At 63.3% G+C, this 15,305-nt stretch carries 14 protein-coding genes; 8 read left to right on the top strand and 6 right to left on the bottom strand.

What is annotated here, in order from left to right; all coding sequences use genetic code 11:
- The first annotated feature begins 192 nt into the window (after positions 1 to 192).
- From fabD to N8A98_RS22025, 8 genes are all read left to right on the top strand, one after another.
- Positions 193 to 1,143 (top strand): ACP S-malonyltransferase, encoded by a 951-nt coding sequence (gene fabD / locus N8A98_RS22060; RefSeq protein ID WP_262168527.1) that lies wholly within the window; start codon positions 193 to 195, stop codon positions 1,141 to 1,143.
- Positions 1,144 to 1,200: 57 nt separating this feature from the next.
- The gene (gene fabG / locus N8A98_RS22055; RefSeq protein ID WP_113123163.1) at positions 1,201 to 1,938 is read left to right on the top strand and encodes a 3-oxoacyl-[acyl-carrier-protein] reductase; all 738 of its coding nucleotides are present in this window, start codon (positions 1,201 to 1,203) and stop codon (positions 1,936 to 1,938) included.
- 215 nt (positions 1,939 to 2,153) lie between these two features.
- Positions 2,154 to 2,390 (top strand): acyl carrier protein, encoded by a 237-nt coding sequence (locus N8A98_RS22050; protein WP_035100440.1) that lies wholly within the window; start codon positions 2,154 to 2,156, stop codon positions 2,388 to 2,390.
- Positions 2,391 to 2,429: 39 nt separating this feature from the next.
- Positions 2,430 to 3,692: a beta-ketoacyl-ACP synthase II gene (gene fabF, locus N8A98_RS22045; RefSeq protein ID WP_262172109.1), complete on the top strand. Its 1,263-nt coding sequence runs from the start codon at positions 2,430 to 2,432 to the stop codon at positions 3,690 to 3,692.
- Between the two features lie 174 nt (positions 3,693 to 3,866).
- Complete coding sequence (mltG, locus tag N8A98_RS22040; RefSeq protein ID WP_262168522.1) at positions 3,867 to 4,982, top strand: endolytic transglycosylase MltG; 1,116 nt, start codon at positions 3,867 to 3,869, stop codon at positions 4,980 to 4,982.
- Positions 4,979 to 5,869, top strand: coding sequence for a YicC/YloC family endoribonuclease (locus N8A98_RS22035; protein WP_262168521.1), 891 nt, complete (start codon positions 4,979 to 4,981; stop codon positions 5,867 to 5,869). Before mltG ends, N8A98_RS22035 begins: the two co-directional genes overlap by 4 nt.
- 10 nt (positions 5,870 to 5,879) lie before the next feature.
- Entirely contained in the window at positions 5,880 to 6,518 is a 639-nt protein-coding gene (gene gmk, locus N8A98_RS22030; RefSeq protein ID WP_262168519.1) for a guanylate kinase, read from the top strand.
- 66 nt (positions 6,519 to 6,584) lie between these two features.
- Positions 6,585 to 7,817, top strand: coding sequence for an MFS transporter (locus tag N8A98_RS22025; RefSeq protein WP_262168518.1), 1,233 nt, complete (start codon positions 6,585 to 6,587; stop codon positions 7,815 to 7,817).
- Positions 7,818 to 7,828: 11 nt separating this feature from the next.
- Here N8A98_RS22025 and rsmA read toward each other — a convergent pair whose 3' ends face one another.
- From rsmA to N8A98_RS21995, 6 genes are all read right to left on the bottom strand, one after another.
- On the bottom strand, positions 7,829 to 8,680 hold the full coding sequence (rsmA, locus tag N8A98_RS22020; protein ID WP_262168516.1) for a 16S rRNA (adenine(1518)-N(6)/adenine(1519)-N(6))-dimethyltransferase RsmA: 852 nt from the start codon (positions 8,678 to 8,680) through the stop codon (positions 7,829 to 7,831).
- Positions 8,677 to 9,681 (bottom strand): 4-hydroxythreonine-4-phosphate dehydrogenase PdxA, encoded by a 1,005-nt coding sequence (pdxA, locus tag N8A98_RS22015; RefSeq protein ID WP_262168514.1) that lies wholly within the window; start codon positions 9,679 to 9,681, stop codon positions 8,677 to 8,679. Before pdxA ends, rsmA begins: the two co-directional genes overlap by 4 nt.
- 40 nt (positions 9,682 to 9,721) lie before the next feature.
- Complete coding sequence (locus N8A98_RS22010; protein ID WP_262168513.1) at positions 9,722 to 10,630, bottom strand: peptidylprolyl isomerase; 909 nt, start codon at positions 10,628 to 10,630, stop codon at positions 9,722 to 9,724.
- Positions 10,631 to 10,729: 99 nt separating this feature from the next.
- Positions 10,730 to 13,045 carry an LPS-assembly protein LptD gene (locus tag N8A98_RS22005; RefSeq protein ID WP_262168511.1) on the bottom strand — a complete coding sequence of 772 codons (2,316 nt, stop codon included), beginning with the start codon at positions 13,043 to 13,045 and terminating at the stop codon, positions 10,730 to 10,732.
- On the bottom strand, positions 13,042 to 14,109 hold the full coding sequence (locus tag N8A98_RS22000) for an LptF/LptG family permease (protein ID WP_262168508.1): 1,068 nt from the start codon (positions 14,107 to 14,109) through the stop codon (positions 13,042 to 13,044). The genes N8A98_RS22005 and N8A98_RS22000 overlap by 4 nt, the downstream gene beginning before the upstream one ends.
- Positions 14,106 to 15,176, bottom strand: coding sequence for an LptF/LptG family permease (locus tag N8A98_RS21995; protein ID WP_262168506.1), 1,071 nt, complete (start codon positions 15,174 to 15,176; stop codon positions 14,106 to 14,108). The genes N8A98_RS22000 and N8A98_RS21995 overlap by 4 nt, the downstream gene beginning before the upstream one ends.
- Between the last annotated feature and the right edge of the window lie 129 nt (positions 15,177 to 15,305).

The following is a 15,305-nucleotide window of genomic DNA, read 5'->3' as shown; positions in this document are numbered from 1 at the left end:
GAGAGCCTGTCACAGAAGCTAAAATACGCCTCTCGCGGGTGAGAGTAAACGCAGTCACACGTGCGGCTGCGCGCGCTCGCGAAATGGTTTTGCCACCGTGCCGCCTTGACTCTGCCACACACTCCCGGCAAACGCCGCGCAACTGGACAGACCGCTCAACGTTTGTCTAACTGCGATGCCACAGGGGGCACTATGACCAAGCGCGCATTCACATTTCCCGGCCAGGGCAGTCAGGCTGTCGGCATGGGCAAGGATCTTGCAGCGGCCTATCCCGAGGCACGCGCCGTGTTTCAGGAAGTTGACGAGGCGCTCAATCAGCGTCTTTCGGCCATCATGTTCGAAGGCCCCGACGATATCCTGCGCCTCACCGAGAATGCCCAGCCGGCTTTGATGGCGGTCAGCCTCGCCGTCATTCGCGTGCTCGAATCCAAGGGCATCAAGCTCGCCGATCACGCGGCCTATGTCGCCGGCCATTCGCTCGGCGAATATTCCGCGCTCTGCGCCGCCGGAACATTCTCTTTGTCCGACACTGCCCGCCTGCTCAAGACGCGTGGCCAGGCCATGCAGAAAGCCGTCCCGGTGGGCCATGGCGCCATGGCCGCATTGCTCGGCCTCGATTTCGAAACCGCTCGCGCCGTCGCTGAAGAAGCCGCCCAGGGCGAGGTCTGCGATCTCGCCAATGACAATGCCCCCGGCCAGGTCGTGGTCTCCGGCAATATCGCTGCTGTGGAACGCGCCGTGGAGATCGCCAAGGCCAAAGGCGCCAAGCGCGCTCTGCTGCTGCCGGTCAGCGCGCCGTTCCATTGTTCGCTGATGCAGCCGGCCGCCGAAGCCATGGAAATCGCCTTGGCGGAAGTCGAAATGCGCGCGCCCGTCGTGCCGGTGGTCGCCAATGTGCTGGCCGCCCCGATTTCCGATCCCGCCGAAATCCGCCGCCGTCTGGTCGAACAGGTTACCGGCGACGTCAAATGGTCCGAAAGCGTCACCTGGCTCACCACCGAAGCCGGTGTGACCCACCTGCATGAACTGGGTACCGGCAAGGTCCTCACCGGCCTCGCCAAGCGCATCAATGCCGAGGCCATCGCCAGCGCGATCGGCACCCCGGCCGATATCGACGCTTTCGTCGCCGAACTCACCGCTTAAGCAACTTGATCGAGGCCTTGAAGCCCTTGATTCACTTTCTCCGTGGAGGAGACCTAAATGTTTGATTTGACTGGCAAGCGTGCCCTGGTAACTGGCGCCAGCGGCGGCATTGGCCGCGAAATCGCCAAGGCCCTGGCCGAAGCCGGCGCCACCGTTGCCCTCAGCGGCACCCGCGTTGGCGCCCTCGAAGACGTGGCCAAGGAAATCGGCAAGGACAGCCCGATCCTGCCCTGCAACCTGTCCGAGCTTCATGACGTCGACAAGCTCGTGCCCGCCGCCGAAGCGGCCATGGGCGGCATCGATATCCTGGTCAACAATGCCGGCATGACGCGCGACAATCTCTTCATGCGCATGAAGAATGAGGAATGGGACGAGGTGCTGGCGGTCAATCTCACCGCCGCTTTCCACCTGACCCGTGCCGTGTTGCGCGGAATGATGAAGCAGCGCTATGGCCGCATCATCGGCATTTCCTCGGTCGTCGGCGTCATGGGCAATCCGGGGCAGGGCAATTACGCCGCCTCCAAGGCCGGCCTGATCGGCATGAACAAGGCGCTGGCCCACGAAGTCGCCTCGCGCGGTATCACCGTCAATTCCATCGCCCCCGGTTTCATCGCTTCGGCCATGACCGATGAGCTCAATGACAAGCAGCGCGACGCTATCCTGGGGACAATTCCTGCCGGTCGTTTGGGAACTGCACAGGAAATTGCGGGTTGTGCAGTCTTCCTTGCGAGCGACGCTGCGGCCTATGTCACGGGGCACACGTTGAACGTAAATGGTGGCATGGCGATGATCTGATCTGCGGAAAAGCCCGGTTTTAGGGAGGTGCGCCTTATGGCTAACCTCGAAAAAACGTGCTACCCCGCCCCGCGGTAACCTCTGCCGGTCCGTCTTGCGAGCGCCGGAAAGGCCGCTTACATTGCCTCTGTGCAGGCCAAAACCATGCTTGAAGATTTGGCATTGCGCCAATAAGAAGCGAAACGAAACGTCGATTTCTAAAAGGGAAGTCAAATATGAGCGATGTCGCTGATCGGGTCCGCAAGATCGTTGTGGAACACCTCAATGTGGATGCCGAGAAAGTGGTCGAAAAGGCCAGCTTCATCGACGATCTGGGCGCCGATTCGCTCGATCAGGTCGAGCTGGTGATGGCTTTCGAAGAAGAATTCTCGGTCGAGATTCCGGATGATGCCGCCGAGTCGATCCAGACTTTCGGTGATGCTGTTTCCTTCCTCACCAAGGCCGTCGGCTAAGCCTTAGGGCCAGCTGGGATAGGCAGGTAGAGTATGGAATTGCGCCGCGTCGTCGTTACCGGATTGGGCCTCGTTACGCCCCTCGGTTGCGGAGTTGAAGCCACCTGGGCCAATATTTTGGCCGGCAAAAGCGGCGCCAAGCGCATCGACGACTTCCGGGTCGACGATATCGCTTGCCAGATTGCCCACCGTTTGCCGCGCGGCGACTATGCCGACGGCAAGTACAATCCCGACGATTGGATGGACACCAAGGAGCAGCGCAAGGTCGACGATTTCATCGTCTACGCCATGGCCGCTGCAACCCAGGCCATCCAGGATGCGGGCGTCGAACCCAAGACCCAGGAAGATCAGGAACGCACCGGCGTCCTGATCGGCTCTGGCATCGGTGGGGTCGGAGGCATCTATGAAGCCTCCATCACCCTGCACGAAAAGGGTCCGCGCCGCATCAGCCCCTTCTTCATTCCGGGCCGCTTGATCAATCTGGCTTCAGGCCAGGTGTCGATTCGCTTCGGTCTCAAGGGGCCGAACCATTCGGTGGTCACCGCCTGCTCGACTGGCGCCCACGCCATCGGCGATGCGGCCCGGCTGATTGCCCTGGGCGATGCCGACGTGATGGTTGCCGGCGGCACCGAAAGCTGCGTCAATCGCCTCGCCATGGCCGGCTTTGCCGCTTGCCGTGCGCTCTCCACCAATTTTAACGACGATCCGACCGCTGCCTCGCGCCCCTATGATAGGGATCGCGACGGCTTCGTCATGGGCGAAGGCGCCGGCATTGTCGTGCTCGAAGATTATGAGCGGGCTAAGGCCCGCGGCGCCAAGATCTATGGCGAAATCATCGGCTACGGCCTGTCCGGCGACGCCTATCACATCACCGCTCCCTCCGAGGACGGCGATGGCGGCTACCGCTGCATGCAGGCCGCCATCAAGCGCGCCGGCATCACTCCGTCCGAAATCGACTATATCAACGCCCACGGCACCTCGACGCCGCTTGGTGACGAGATCGAGCTTGGCTCGGTCACCCGCGTGCTGGGCGATGCCGCCTCCACCGTTGCCATGAGCTCCACCAAGTCGGCCGTCGGCCATTTGCTGGGTGCTGCCGGTTCGGTCGAAGCCATTTTCTCGCTGCTGGCCATGCGCGACAATATCGCGCCGCCCACCCTCAATCTCGACAATCCCTCGGTCGAAACGGTGATCAATCTTGTGCCCAAAAAGGCCTTCAAGAAAGAGATCAACGTGGCGCTGTCCAACTCCTTCGGGTTCGGCGGCACCAATGCGACCCTGGTGATGCGCAAGGTCCACTGACCTTCTCCGCCAACAAAGCCGTTCACATCGCGGGCCAACCGTGGCGTGGGCTATTGCCTTTGCATGGCCGCATGCGAACAATGCGGCCAACAACGGGCCCAGCGTTTGGCGCCAAATCGATGACAAGACCCGTCGCATTCGCGTGCGAACGGGCTTCCAGGGTGATGCATCACGATGAATGAACGCAAGGTCAGGCGGCCGAAACGCCGCTCCAGCAACGGCTTCGTTGATATCCTCAATGGCTTTCTGACCCTGCTCGTGCTCGGCCTGCTGATTGCCGGCGGCGTTCTCGTCTATGGCGCCTCCCAGTTCTACGGCGATGGTCCGCTCAAGGAAGAGACCACCTTCCGCGTCGAATCGGGCAGCGGCCTGGCCTCCACCGCCCAGCGCCTTGAAGAACAGGGCGTCATTTCCAACCGCTTCATCTTCCAGGCCGGTGGCCGGGCGCTGGAGCGCCAAGCCAATATCAAGGCCGGCGATTTCCGCATTCCTGCAGGCGCTAGCATGGCCGAAATCCTCAAGGAAATCACCGAGGGCAATCCGATCCGCTATGCGGTGACCATTCCCGAAGGCTGGACCTCCTGGGATGCCATTCAGCGCCTCAATGGTGACAGCAATCTGGTGGGCGAAGTCACCTCCCTGCCGGCCGAAGGCTCCATCCTGCCCGGCAGCTATGATTATGTGCCCGGCGATACCCGCCAGTCCGTGCTCGACAAGATGCAGACGGCGATGACCACCGAATTGGCCGCCATCTGGGCCAGCCGCCAGGATGATCTGCCGCTGGAAACGCCCGAGCAGATGCTGGTTCTGGCTTCGATCGTCGAAAAGGAAACCGGCGTCGCCAGCGAGCGGCCGCAGGTTGCCGCCGTCTTCGTCAATCGCCTGCGCGAAAGCATGCGCCTGCAATCCGATCCGACCATCATCTATGGCATCACCAAGGGCCAGTCCAATCTCGGCCGCGGCCTGCGCCGCTCGGAAATCGAGGCCAAGACGCCATACAATACCTACCAGATCGACGGCCTGCCGCCGACGCCGATCGCCAATCCCGGCGTCGAGGCGCTCAAGGCCGTCGCCCATCCCGATAGCCACGATTATCTCTACTTCGTGGCCAAGGGCGCGACGCCCGCCGAGGGTCACGTGTTTGCCGAAACCTATGCCGAGCACCAGCAGAATGTCGCCCGCTATCGCGAGATTGCGCGCGCCGCTGCCGAACAGGCCGAAGCCGATGCCGAGGCCGCCCGGCAGGCGCTGGAGGCCGAACAGGCCGCCGGCGCACCAGCCGCTCCGTGAGTCATTCGCTCGCCAGCATGACGGGCTATGCGCGCGCCCCCGGCACCGCGCCTGGCGCCGCTTTCACCTGCGAGGTCAAATCCGTCAATGGACGCGGCCTCGATATCCGCATGCGCCTGGCGCCCGGCTTCGACACGCTTGAAGGCGATATCCGCCAGCTCATCGGCAAGGCCCTGTCGCGCGGCTCGATCACCTTCACGCTCAATGTCGAACGGGACGGGGCAGGGGGCGACCTGCTGGTCAATCAGCAAGCTCTCGCTACCGTATTGGCCGCGCTCGCCGATCTGTCTGGCCGCGTTGATGCCGACCGCCCCCGCCTCGACGGCATTTTGGGTCTCAAGGGCGTCCTCGAACAACGTGACAGCCCCATGGGTTCCGCCGCCGAAGAAGCCCTCGCCGCGGCCATTCTCGAAAGCGTCGCCCAGGCCCTGGCCGATCTCGTCCTCGCCCGCCGCCAGGAAGGCACCCATATCGCCAGCGTGCTGCTCGAACGCCTCGACGAGATCGAGGCTTTGGTTGCCCGCGCCGAAGCCCACCCCGCCCGCAGCCGCGACGCCATCCTGACCCGCCTGCGCCAGCAGCTTGCCGACCTCACAGCCGATATCGCCATTCCCGACGACCGCCTCGCCCAGGAAGCCCTGCTTCTGGCCACCAAGGCCGATATCCGCGAAGAACTCGACCGCCTCACCGCCCATATCGCCAGCGCCCGCCAACTGATCGCTGCCGGTGGTCCGGCCGGCCGCCGCCTCGATTTCCTGGCCCAGGAATTCAATCGCGAGGCCAATACGCTGTGCGCCAAAGCCAATGCCGTGGAGCTCACCGCGATCGGTCTTGACCTCAAGGCGGCGATCGATCAACTACGCGAGCAAGTGCAGAACATCGAATAGGAACTTGGCGATGGAATTTCAGCGCCGCGGCGTCATGCTGGTAATTGCGTCGCCGTCAGGCGCCGGTAAATCGTCCATTTCACGCGCCCTGTTCGGCGCCGATCCCAATATCAAGCTCTCCGTCTCGGTCACGACGCGCGCGCGCCGCACCGACGAGGTTGATGGCAAGCATTATCACTTCATCGACGTGCCCACCTTCAAGCGCATGCAGGCCGATGGCGAACTGCTGGAATCGGCCGAGGTGCATGGCAATTTCTATGGCACCCCGCGCGCCCATGTCGAAGAGCAGCTTGCTGCCGGCAATGATATCCTCTTCGATATCGATTATCAGGGCACCCTCCAGCTCTACCGCAATAGCCGCAAGGACATGGTGACGGTCTTCATCCTGCCGCCCTCCATCAAGGAGCTGCGCGCCCGCCTCGAGCGTCGCGCCCAGGACAGCGTCGGCACCATTGAAAAGCGCCTCCAGAACGCCCGCGACGAGATGGACCACTTCCACGAATACGACTACGTCATCGTCAACGAAGACCTTGAGGCCTCGACCCAGCGCGTGCGCTCAATTCTCGTGTCCTCGCGCTTGGAACGCGACCGCCAACTCAATTTGAGCAGCTTCGTCAAAGACTTGCAGAGCCAGATCGATTCTCTTTGAGAGGTGGCGGGCCATGCTCTCAGTAGACCTCATGGTGAGCTTGTCGAACCACGAGGTCGTGCCAGCATGACCCCGCCCACCACCATCAAGCGCGGCACCCCCGCCTTCATCCGCGCCAATATCGCCTTCTTCCTCGCGGCCTTCGCCACCTTTGCCTCGCTCTATTCGGTCCAGCCCCTGCTGCCCATCTTCGCCGAGCAATTCGGCCTCGATGCCGGCGCCAGCTCCCTCGCGCTCTCGGCAACCACGGCAACTCTCGCCATCGCCCTGCTGCTGGCCAGTTGGGTCTCCGACCGCCTCGGCCGCCGCACGCTCATGGTCTGGGCCATCCTGCTCACCGCCGGCCTCGGCCTGCTCCTGCCACTGGCGCCCAATTGGGCGTCCCTCATCGCCATCCGCACCCTGATCGGCCTGACCCTGTCCGGCCTCCCCGCCGTGGCCATGGTCTATCTCGCCGAAGAGATGGACCCCGACGCCCTGGGCTTTTCCATGGGCCTCTATATCGGCGGCACCGCCATTGGCGGCATGGCCGGGCGGCTCGTATCCGGCATCCTCGCCGATTCCCTGGGCTGGCGACCCGCTCTCGCCATCCTGGGCGCCGCCATCGCGATCGCCGCCCTCATCGTCGTGCTGCTGCTCCCCAAGCCGCACAACTCCGCCCGCAACCGCCTGTCCGTCCGCGATCTTACCCGGCTCATCGGATTGCAATTCCACGACAAGGGCCTGCCCTGGCTGTTCCTCTCGGCCTTCCTGCTGATGGGCTCCTTCGTCACCCTCTACAACTACGCCGGCTTCCGCCTGGCACTGCCGCCATTTTCCATGAGCCACACCGCCATCTCGGCCATTTTTGTGGTCTATCTGCTCGGCAGCTTCAGCTCCGCCTGGGCCGGCGGCCTCGCCCAACGCCTGGGCCGCCGCAAAGTGTTCTGGGCCATGGTCCTCACCATGGCCGTCGGCGTGTTCCTCACCATCGTCCCGTCCACGCCCGTCATCATTGCCGGGCTTGCTATCGCCACTATCGGCTATTTCGCCGCCCACGGCATTGCCAGCGCCTGGGTCGCCCGCCGCGCACTGGTCGGCCGGGCGCAGGCCTCGGCCATCTATCTCTTCGCCTATTACCTGGGCTCGTCCGTGCTCGGCACGCTGGGCGGCTATGCCTGGGTCGCCTGGGGCTGGACCGGCGTCATGCTGGTCAGCGGCGGCGCCATCGTGGCCGCCATGCTGGTCGCCATCCGCCTCATGGCCCTGCCGCCATTGCCCATAGCCGAAAAACCCGCGGAGCCGCCCGCCGGGCTGTAACGCCTATTCCGTCAGCCGCGCGGCCGCAGCCCCGGCAGCGCCCGTGCCATGGCCAGAAACGTCTCGACCGCCAAGTCCTCGGCGCGCTCGTCGCCCTTGAGCCCAGCCGCTGCCAGCAAGCCTTCGACGGGCACGCCCAGCGACTTCAGGCTCTGGCGCACCATTTTGCGGCGCTGACCGAACGCGGCTTTGGTGACATTTTCCAGGTCCCGCACGGTAACGGTTCCGTCCACTGCCTTGGGCTTGAGATGCACTACAGCTGAGGTGACATTCGGTTGCGGCGTAAACGCCTCGCGGCTGACATTAAACGCAATGCGGGCATCGCTGCGCCAACCGGCCAAAACGCCCAGGCGACCATATGGGTCTTCGCTGGGACGCGCACAAATCCGCTCGGCCACTTCGCGCTGGAACATCAGCGTCAGGCTCTCGAAATAAGGCGGCCAAGGGTCGCTGGTCAGCCAGCCGGTCAGCAGCGGCGTCGCGATATTATACGGCAGATTGGCAATGATCCGCGTCGGCCCATCGGCCAGCAGCCGGTAATCCATTTCCATGGCGTCGCCACCAATCACCGTCAGCCGGCCCGGATAGGCCTCGGCAATCTGCGCCAGCGCGGGCAGGGCGCGCGCATCGCGTTCGATAGCAATGACTTCTCGGGCGCCCTCGGCCAGCAAGGCACGCGTCAACCCACCGGGGCCCGGACCCACCTCGATAACACGCACGCCTTCCAGCGATCCCCCAACACGGGCTATGCGCGCAGTCAGGTTGAGATCGAGCAGGAAATTCTGCCCCAATTCCTTTTTGGCACGCAGCCCATGCTCGGCAATGACTTCGCGCAGCGGTGGCAGATTATCGATCTGGCTCATGCCGCCTGCGCCGTCATTGCATCGGCCATGCGGATCGCCGCCAGAAAGCTCTTGTTCGAGCCCTTGCCGGTGCCCGCCAGATCAAACGCCGTGCCATGGTCCGGCGAGGTCCGCACGATGGGCAGTCCAAGCGTCACGTTCACCGCATCCTCGAAGGCAACCGTCTTGATCGGGATCAGCGCCTGGTCGTGATACATAGCGAGAACCGCATCATAATTGGCCCAATGGGCGGGGTAAAACAGGGTATCGGCGGGCAGGGGGCCCACGGCATCGATCAACTCGAACTGCAACTCAGCCACCGCCGGGGCCACGATTTCAAGATCTTCGCGCCCGATCGCCCCGCCTTCGCCCGCATGCGGATTGAGCCCGGCAATAGCGATCCGCGGATTGGCAATGCCGAAGCGCTGCTTGAGATCATGCGCCACGATCCGCCCCGTCTCCACGATCAATTCCTTGGTCAGCAAGCGCGGCACATCCTTGATCGGCACATGGATCGTCACCGGCACGGCGCGCAGCCCACCATGCGCCAGCATCATCACCGGCAGCTTCTGCACACCGCCGCCCGCACAAAGCTCGGCCAGAAACTCGGTATGGCCGGGATGCTTGAACCCGGCATGATAAAGGCTCGCCTTGTTGATCGGCGCCGTCACCAACCCCCGACAGGTGCCGGCCAAGGTGGCCTCCACCGCATCCGCAATCGACTGGATAACCGCATGTGCCGCCAATGGGCTGGCCTTGCCGGGATGGTCGGACACCAATCCCTCAACCGGCATGACGGGCAGGGCGCCGGCAAAGACCGCACCCGCCTCGGCCGCACTTGTCGCTACGATATCGAAGGACAGTCCCAGCCGCTGCGCGCGCGCCTTGAGGAATTCCACATGCCCGAAGACGCAGAACACCGGCAGGTTCAGTTCTACGCGGCGCGCATAGAGCGACAGAATGAGGTCCGGACCAATGCCGGCCGGCTCGCCCATGCTGATGGCCAGCGGCTTGCTCATCATGCCCCCGTCGGTCGCCCGCTGCCCGTTTCCGGGCAGTGGCTTAGTTGTAGATGATCTTGGCGCGGCTGCGCAGGTCGGCCAGGTAATTGGTCGTCTGCTGCTGCAGGGCGCTGGTGCCGGCTTCGGCTTCGAGATTGCCCTTGATGAAGGTCAGGTCTTCCGCCTGGGTCTTCTGGCAAACCGCGAGCATGGACACGCCGGTATCGACCACGCGCGGCTTGGTGATGCCGCCCACATTGAGCCCAGCCAGCTCCTTGGCAATCGCCTCAGGCAACTGCGTGGCATGGCGGCGGCCGACATCGATCACGGCCGCATCGGTATAGCTGAGCGACAGCTGCACGGCGCTATCGCAGCCGGCAAAGCTCGAACGGTAGCGATTGGCCTGCGCCGTACGGCCACCAGCGCCCTGGCCGCCGGGCGCCACGAAGATGATTTCCTTGAGGATATAGTCATAGGTCTGGAAAGCGGCGACCTGGCTCGCGGCCTTCTGGTCCAGCTCCAGATCGGAAATCTGTACCTGCGGCATGATCGCCTGCTCGCTCACCGCATTCCAGGCGATGGCGGCCCGCAGCCGGTCGCGCAGGGTCTCGATGCCGACGCCGTTCTGCTGCAGCATCTGGATCAGCTTGTCCTGGCTGATCTTGATATTGCGCGACACCTGCTGCAGGCCCTCATCGACCTGCGCATTGGAGACGGTGATGCCGAGGCGCTTGGCCTCTTCCATCTGCAGGGCTTCGTCGATGAGCTGGTCGGTCGCGCCCTTGCGGCCGGTCTTGTTGCCTTCCATGCTGAACAGGCGCAGCCGCTGATCGACCTGCGTGTCGGTGATCGGGGTGCCATTGACGGTCACTACAGTCGCGGCCAGGCTTGGCGCGGCCATGGCCACGGTCAAGACCAGGCCAACCATCGCTGCGGCCGCTGCGCGTCCAAAGTGTTGCAATGCCATCATCGTCTTCCGCCTGTCCAAGAATTCGTGCCCGCTCTCAATGCGGCGGGAAAAGCACGCTGTCAATTGCCCGATGATTGCGGCCAAAATCCGCAACACACGCTACTGTGTGGCGCCCATGACCCCCAGGTCGAGCCCGGCCGGTGTCTTCAGCCGGAAGCTGCCGGTAAACCGGGTATCATCGGGGCTCGTATGCGTCGGTCCGGTGCGCGTCGCGGTGGCGCCGATCACCACATAGCCATCGTCATAGGTCAGGCCCGCGCCCACTTGCAGCCAGCTGCTATTGGTGATGTCCCAATAGGTGTTGCCGGTGACGCGCCAATAATCCATCAGCGGCACGCCCAGCTCCAGCCCGATTTCCTGCTGGTCCTTGATCACGCCGGCCCGCTCATTGGCCGCGATGTAATTGTAATCCACCGTCGCCGAGTACCCGGCATTGGAATAGGTCACGCCCAGCCCGGTGCGCGCCAGCAGCCAATCGTCAGTGTTTACCTGCACTTTGCCGCCGACCTTAAAGCCGGGTGAGAACACGCCATAGGCGCCCAGCACGGCATAGGAGGTCTCGTCTTCCAACCCGCCGCCCACGCCGGTCTGCGCTTGGTCCGGGGCCGCAAAGGCATTGGCGCCAGCCAGGTGGAACGATTGCCCGCCTAGCAGTTCGAGATAGGAGCCATCCACGAAATTGGCCTGGTAGCGCCCACCGATATTGGCGCGCAGGCCCGTCTCCTGCCGGTCGCTGCCGCTGAAGCGGTTATAGCTGAACAAATTTGTGTCATCGAAGACGAAGCTCTGCGCATCGTCATTGGTGACGCCGACTGCCGTAGTGTCCGATCCGCGATAGACCAATTGGCCGATCGGCTCGATCAGATGCACCGTCGAGCCATCGCTGGCCGCCATGGGGAAACGCACATCCATCGCCGCAATGGGCGTCGCGCTCCACAGCGTCGTTTCGCCCGGAGCGCCCGCGGCGGCGCTGGTGCCGTCGTAATAAGCGACATCGGCCCGGCCACCCAGATAGGGCGTCGCCACAAACCCACCCGCACCAATCCACTGGTTCTGCCAGCCGGCCTGGAACAGGGCATGGGTTTTCTCGCCGGAATAGCCGAGATGGTAGGGGACGGCAGGTTCGTCGTCTGCCACGCGGCGCTCTGTATAGGAACCATCATCCCGTCGCACGCCCAGCAGCCGCCCGCTGATCTCGAACCGCCCCATGCCGGGAGCCATTTCGATGAAATGTTCGAACCGGGCATTGGGCAGCGCCTTGGCCTGCTGCCGCTGGCTATCCTCGGTCACGTCGCCCAGCACGTTAAACTGCTGCATCCGTAGGTCGATATAGGTGTCGGGCGTCAGATTGGTGGCATAGACCTCGTTGACCGACGATTTGGCCGTGGTCATCCGGTAATCTTCTAGATAGGCCGCGTCGGTGAACTTGGTATAGGACCAGCCAACCGTCCAGTCGGCGATCGGGCGGAACTCGCCCGAGCTCTGCAATGCCCCCCGCCATTCCTCCTGCGCTTCAGAGAAGGTGAAAGCGCCGGGATTGAACTGGTACAGGCCCGACGCCTTGATGTTGAACGAGCCATTGTCGAAGCGCTGGATCCATTCCGCGCCCAGCAGGAAGCCTTGGCCGGTCAGCAGCGTCGGCGTCAGGATCACCTCGGTCCAGCGCGTGGAATAAACCGCCACCGGCACTTCGACCTTGAGGCCGATCTCTTCGCTATAGTCGAACGAAGGCGTACGGAGCCCCGCAACCGTCCCCGAACTGGTGTCAGGCAGCCAAAGATAAGGCAGCCAGGCCACCGGCACACCCAATATGGCAAGGCTTGGCTGTTCTAGTGCTAGCGAACCATCCGCCCGATTCTGCGTGACGCGGTTGGCATGCATCGACCAGCCAATGCGCCGGCCCTTGCCATCCACGCATTCCCCGCAGGGCGCATAGGTGGCGTTGTTCAACACCGTCTGCAGCGCCCCCACGTAATCGGCGCTGTCCGCCGTGATCCGCGCGCCGTCATAGCTGGTAATGGTCAGGGCATCGAGCAGCGCCTGCTTCATCCCGCCGGTCAGTTGCAGGTCGTTGGTTTCGGTCACATTGTTGGATGGGTCGCGGATGGTGACCGCGCCCACAAAATGCGCGTCGCTGGTCAGTCGGTTATAAACCAGGTTCTGCCCGCTCAGCGTATAGCCGCCACGGGTCACCACCACATTGCCGCTGGCCGTAATGATATTGGTATTGCCGTCAAACGCCAGATTGTCGGCCTCGACGCCGGTGGGCGCGCTCGGATCGATCGGAGCGTTGAAGAAATCGGCGGGGAGCAGGCCCTGCGCCATCGCGCCCCCGCCAAGGGCAATGCCAAGCACCGCGCCGGCGGCCGCCAGGCGGAGTGACGATCGGATATATGCGCCCCAGCCCTTACTCACGTACGCCCGTCTTCCTTATGCAGCAGCACCGTCACGCCAATGACGATGGCTACGAACGCTGGTCCGACTGCGGCAAACGCGGGATCGAGAACGCCGGTCGACCCGGCCCGGTCGGCCATCTCGGTAATCACGAATACTACAAACCCAAGCACGATCCCGTAGAGAACCGCGGGACCAAAATTAGACGACCTTCGATAACCTGCGGTAAACGCAAAAGCAATGAACAGCGAGCCTGTTAACACCAGCGGCAGGGCGAGCAATTTGATCAGCCGCATCGATGCGGCGCTGCGGATTGCGCTGTCCGTCACGCCGGTTTGCAGCAGGCGCGCCAGCTCGAAAAACGTCATATCCTCGGTCGAGGCGAGCCGCAGGTTGATCTCGGCCGGCGTCGAGGTGGTGGGCAATGTGTAGTTGTAAACCTCATGCGGTGGCGTGTCGGGATTGCGCACTATGGCGGTCGGCAGCACCCAATAGCCGTTTTCCAGCCGCGCCTCCGGGGCCTCGATTCGATGGTCGGGGGCATTGCTGAGGTTGAACACCGTCACATTGCCCAATACCGAGCCGCCCGGCCGCATATCGGTCGCCAGCATCACATAGCGCGTGTCCCCGGACCGCTGCTCGAGCCAGATTTCCCCCGGAGTCAGCATCGAGGCTTCGCCGGGCGGCGTCGGATTGAGTTCGCGATTGATCTGCGTGCTGATCGTTTCCGCTCCCAGCGCGATTACGAAACTGACCAGCATCAGCGCAATGGTGGGCGCGCGCACGATCCGCCAGATCGATAGCCCGCTGCTTTTGATCACCGTCAGTTCATGCCGCGCCTTGAGGTCGATGAAACCCACAATGGCGCCCATCAGCACTGTCACCGGCAGCGTCTTGATGGTCCAGCGCACTCCGCTCATCGCCACCATCAGGAAGGCCATGGCCATGCCCCGGCTTTCGGCGACGAAATTGAAGCGCCCGGTATCCAGCGCTTCCACCAGCGTGATGATGCCGTAGAACACGAACACGGTCACCCCGATGCGGCTCGCCAGCCGCGACAGCACCAGCCAGTCGATCCGGGTCATACGGGCACCACGGCGCCGGGGTGGCGCGGCCGTGCCCGCACCAGCAGAATTGTGCCGCCCACCACCATCATCAGCAATGCGCCGGTCGAGGACCCCAGCGGGCTATAGGCGCTGACGCCCAGCTCGACAAAGGCCAGCAGCATCACGACCACTTCCATTGGCAGAGAAAAGCGCGTTCGCCGCCCGCTGGGAAAGCCGCAGATCGCCAGCACCAGCATGCAGATACCGACCACCTTGAGCGCTTCGAACATGCGTTTGGACAGCTCCTTGACCAATTCCGGCGGCCATTCGCCGCTAGCCAGGGCCGCGCTCACCAGCGAGACGCTGTCGGTTTCGAGCAATGGGTCCGCTACCCCCGTCGTCTGCGACAGCCGCTCGACATTGAGGTCGTACCGGCTGAACGAAATTTCCGAGAATTGGCCGGTGCTCGAAGTATATTGCAGTGCCCCATTATAGAGCTCGATGACATAGCCCTCGCCATCGGTGGAAACACGCGCGGTATCGGCCATATAGGTGTGGCGCATTTCCGGGTCGCGCCGGTCATCGGCAAAGAATTCGGTGATTTCGCCATTGCCCGCGCGCCCGCCGATCAGCAGCAGCACGCCCGGCGTTACCTGGGTGAAGCGCTTGGGCTTGAGCGTCGTGCTGATCAGGTCGGCGGCCACGCTGGCCGAAAGAATGTTGAGCCGCTTATTGGCCATGGGCGCCAGAAAATTCGAGATCAGCAGCACCGCCACAACGCCGGCCACCGCCACCACGCCCGTGGCCCGCCACAGCGAGGGCAGGCCATAGCTGGTATGGATGATGTGCAATTCACGGCTGGCCTGCAGCGCCAGCAGCGCCCGCGCCAGTCCGATGCCGATACAGACATAAAAGAAGGTCAGCGCCAGCGGCGGCATGGTCAGCAGCGCCTGCAGCGCCAGCGTCACCAGCCCTTGCCCCTTCACCGACACCACATCGAACGAACGCAGGCAATTGACCAGCCACAGCAGCACGCAGACCACGCCGAACAGGATCATCGCATCGATGACGAACAGGCGTGACAGATAGGCGGTTAGTCGCTTCATTCGGCACCCATGGCGTCCACAAGCGCCGCTTTTATGTCCTGTTCAGGACCGTGTCGACACTGCGGCCTTTCCAATTTTCGCACAAGCTGGGGACAGAAGCCGCGCGCCTTTGCCTCGCCTGTGTTGCGG

Source organism: Devosia neptuniae (genome assembly GCF_025452235.1).
Taxonomy (GTDB): Bacteria; Pseudomonadota; Alphaproteobacteria; order Rhizobiales; family Devosiaceae; genus Devosia.
Note: the sequence above shows the minus strand (reverse complement) of the source record. Positions and strands in the feature narration are given on the sequence as shown.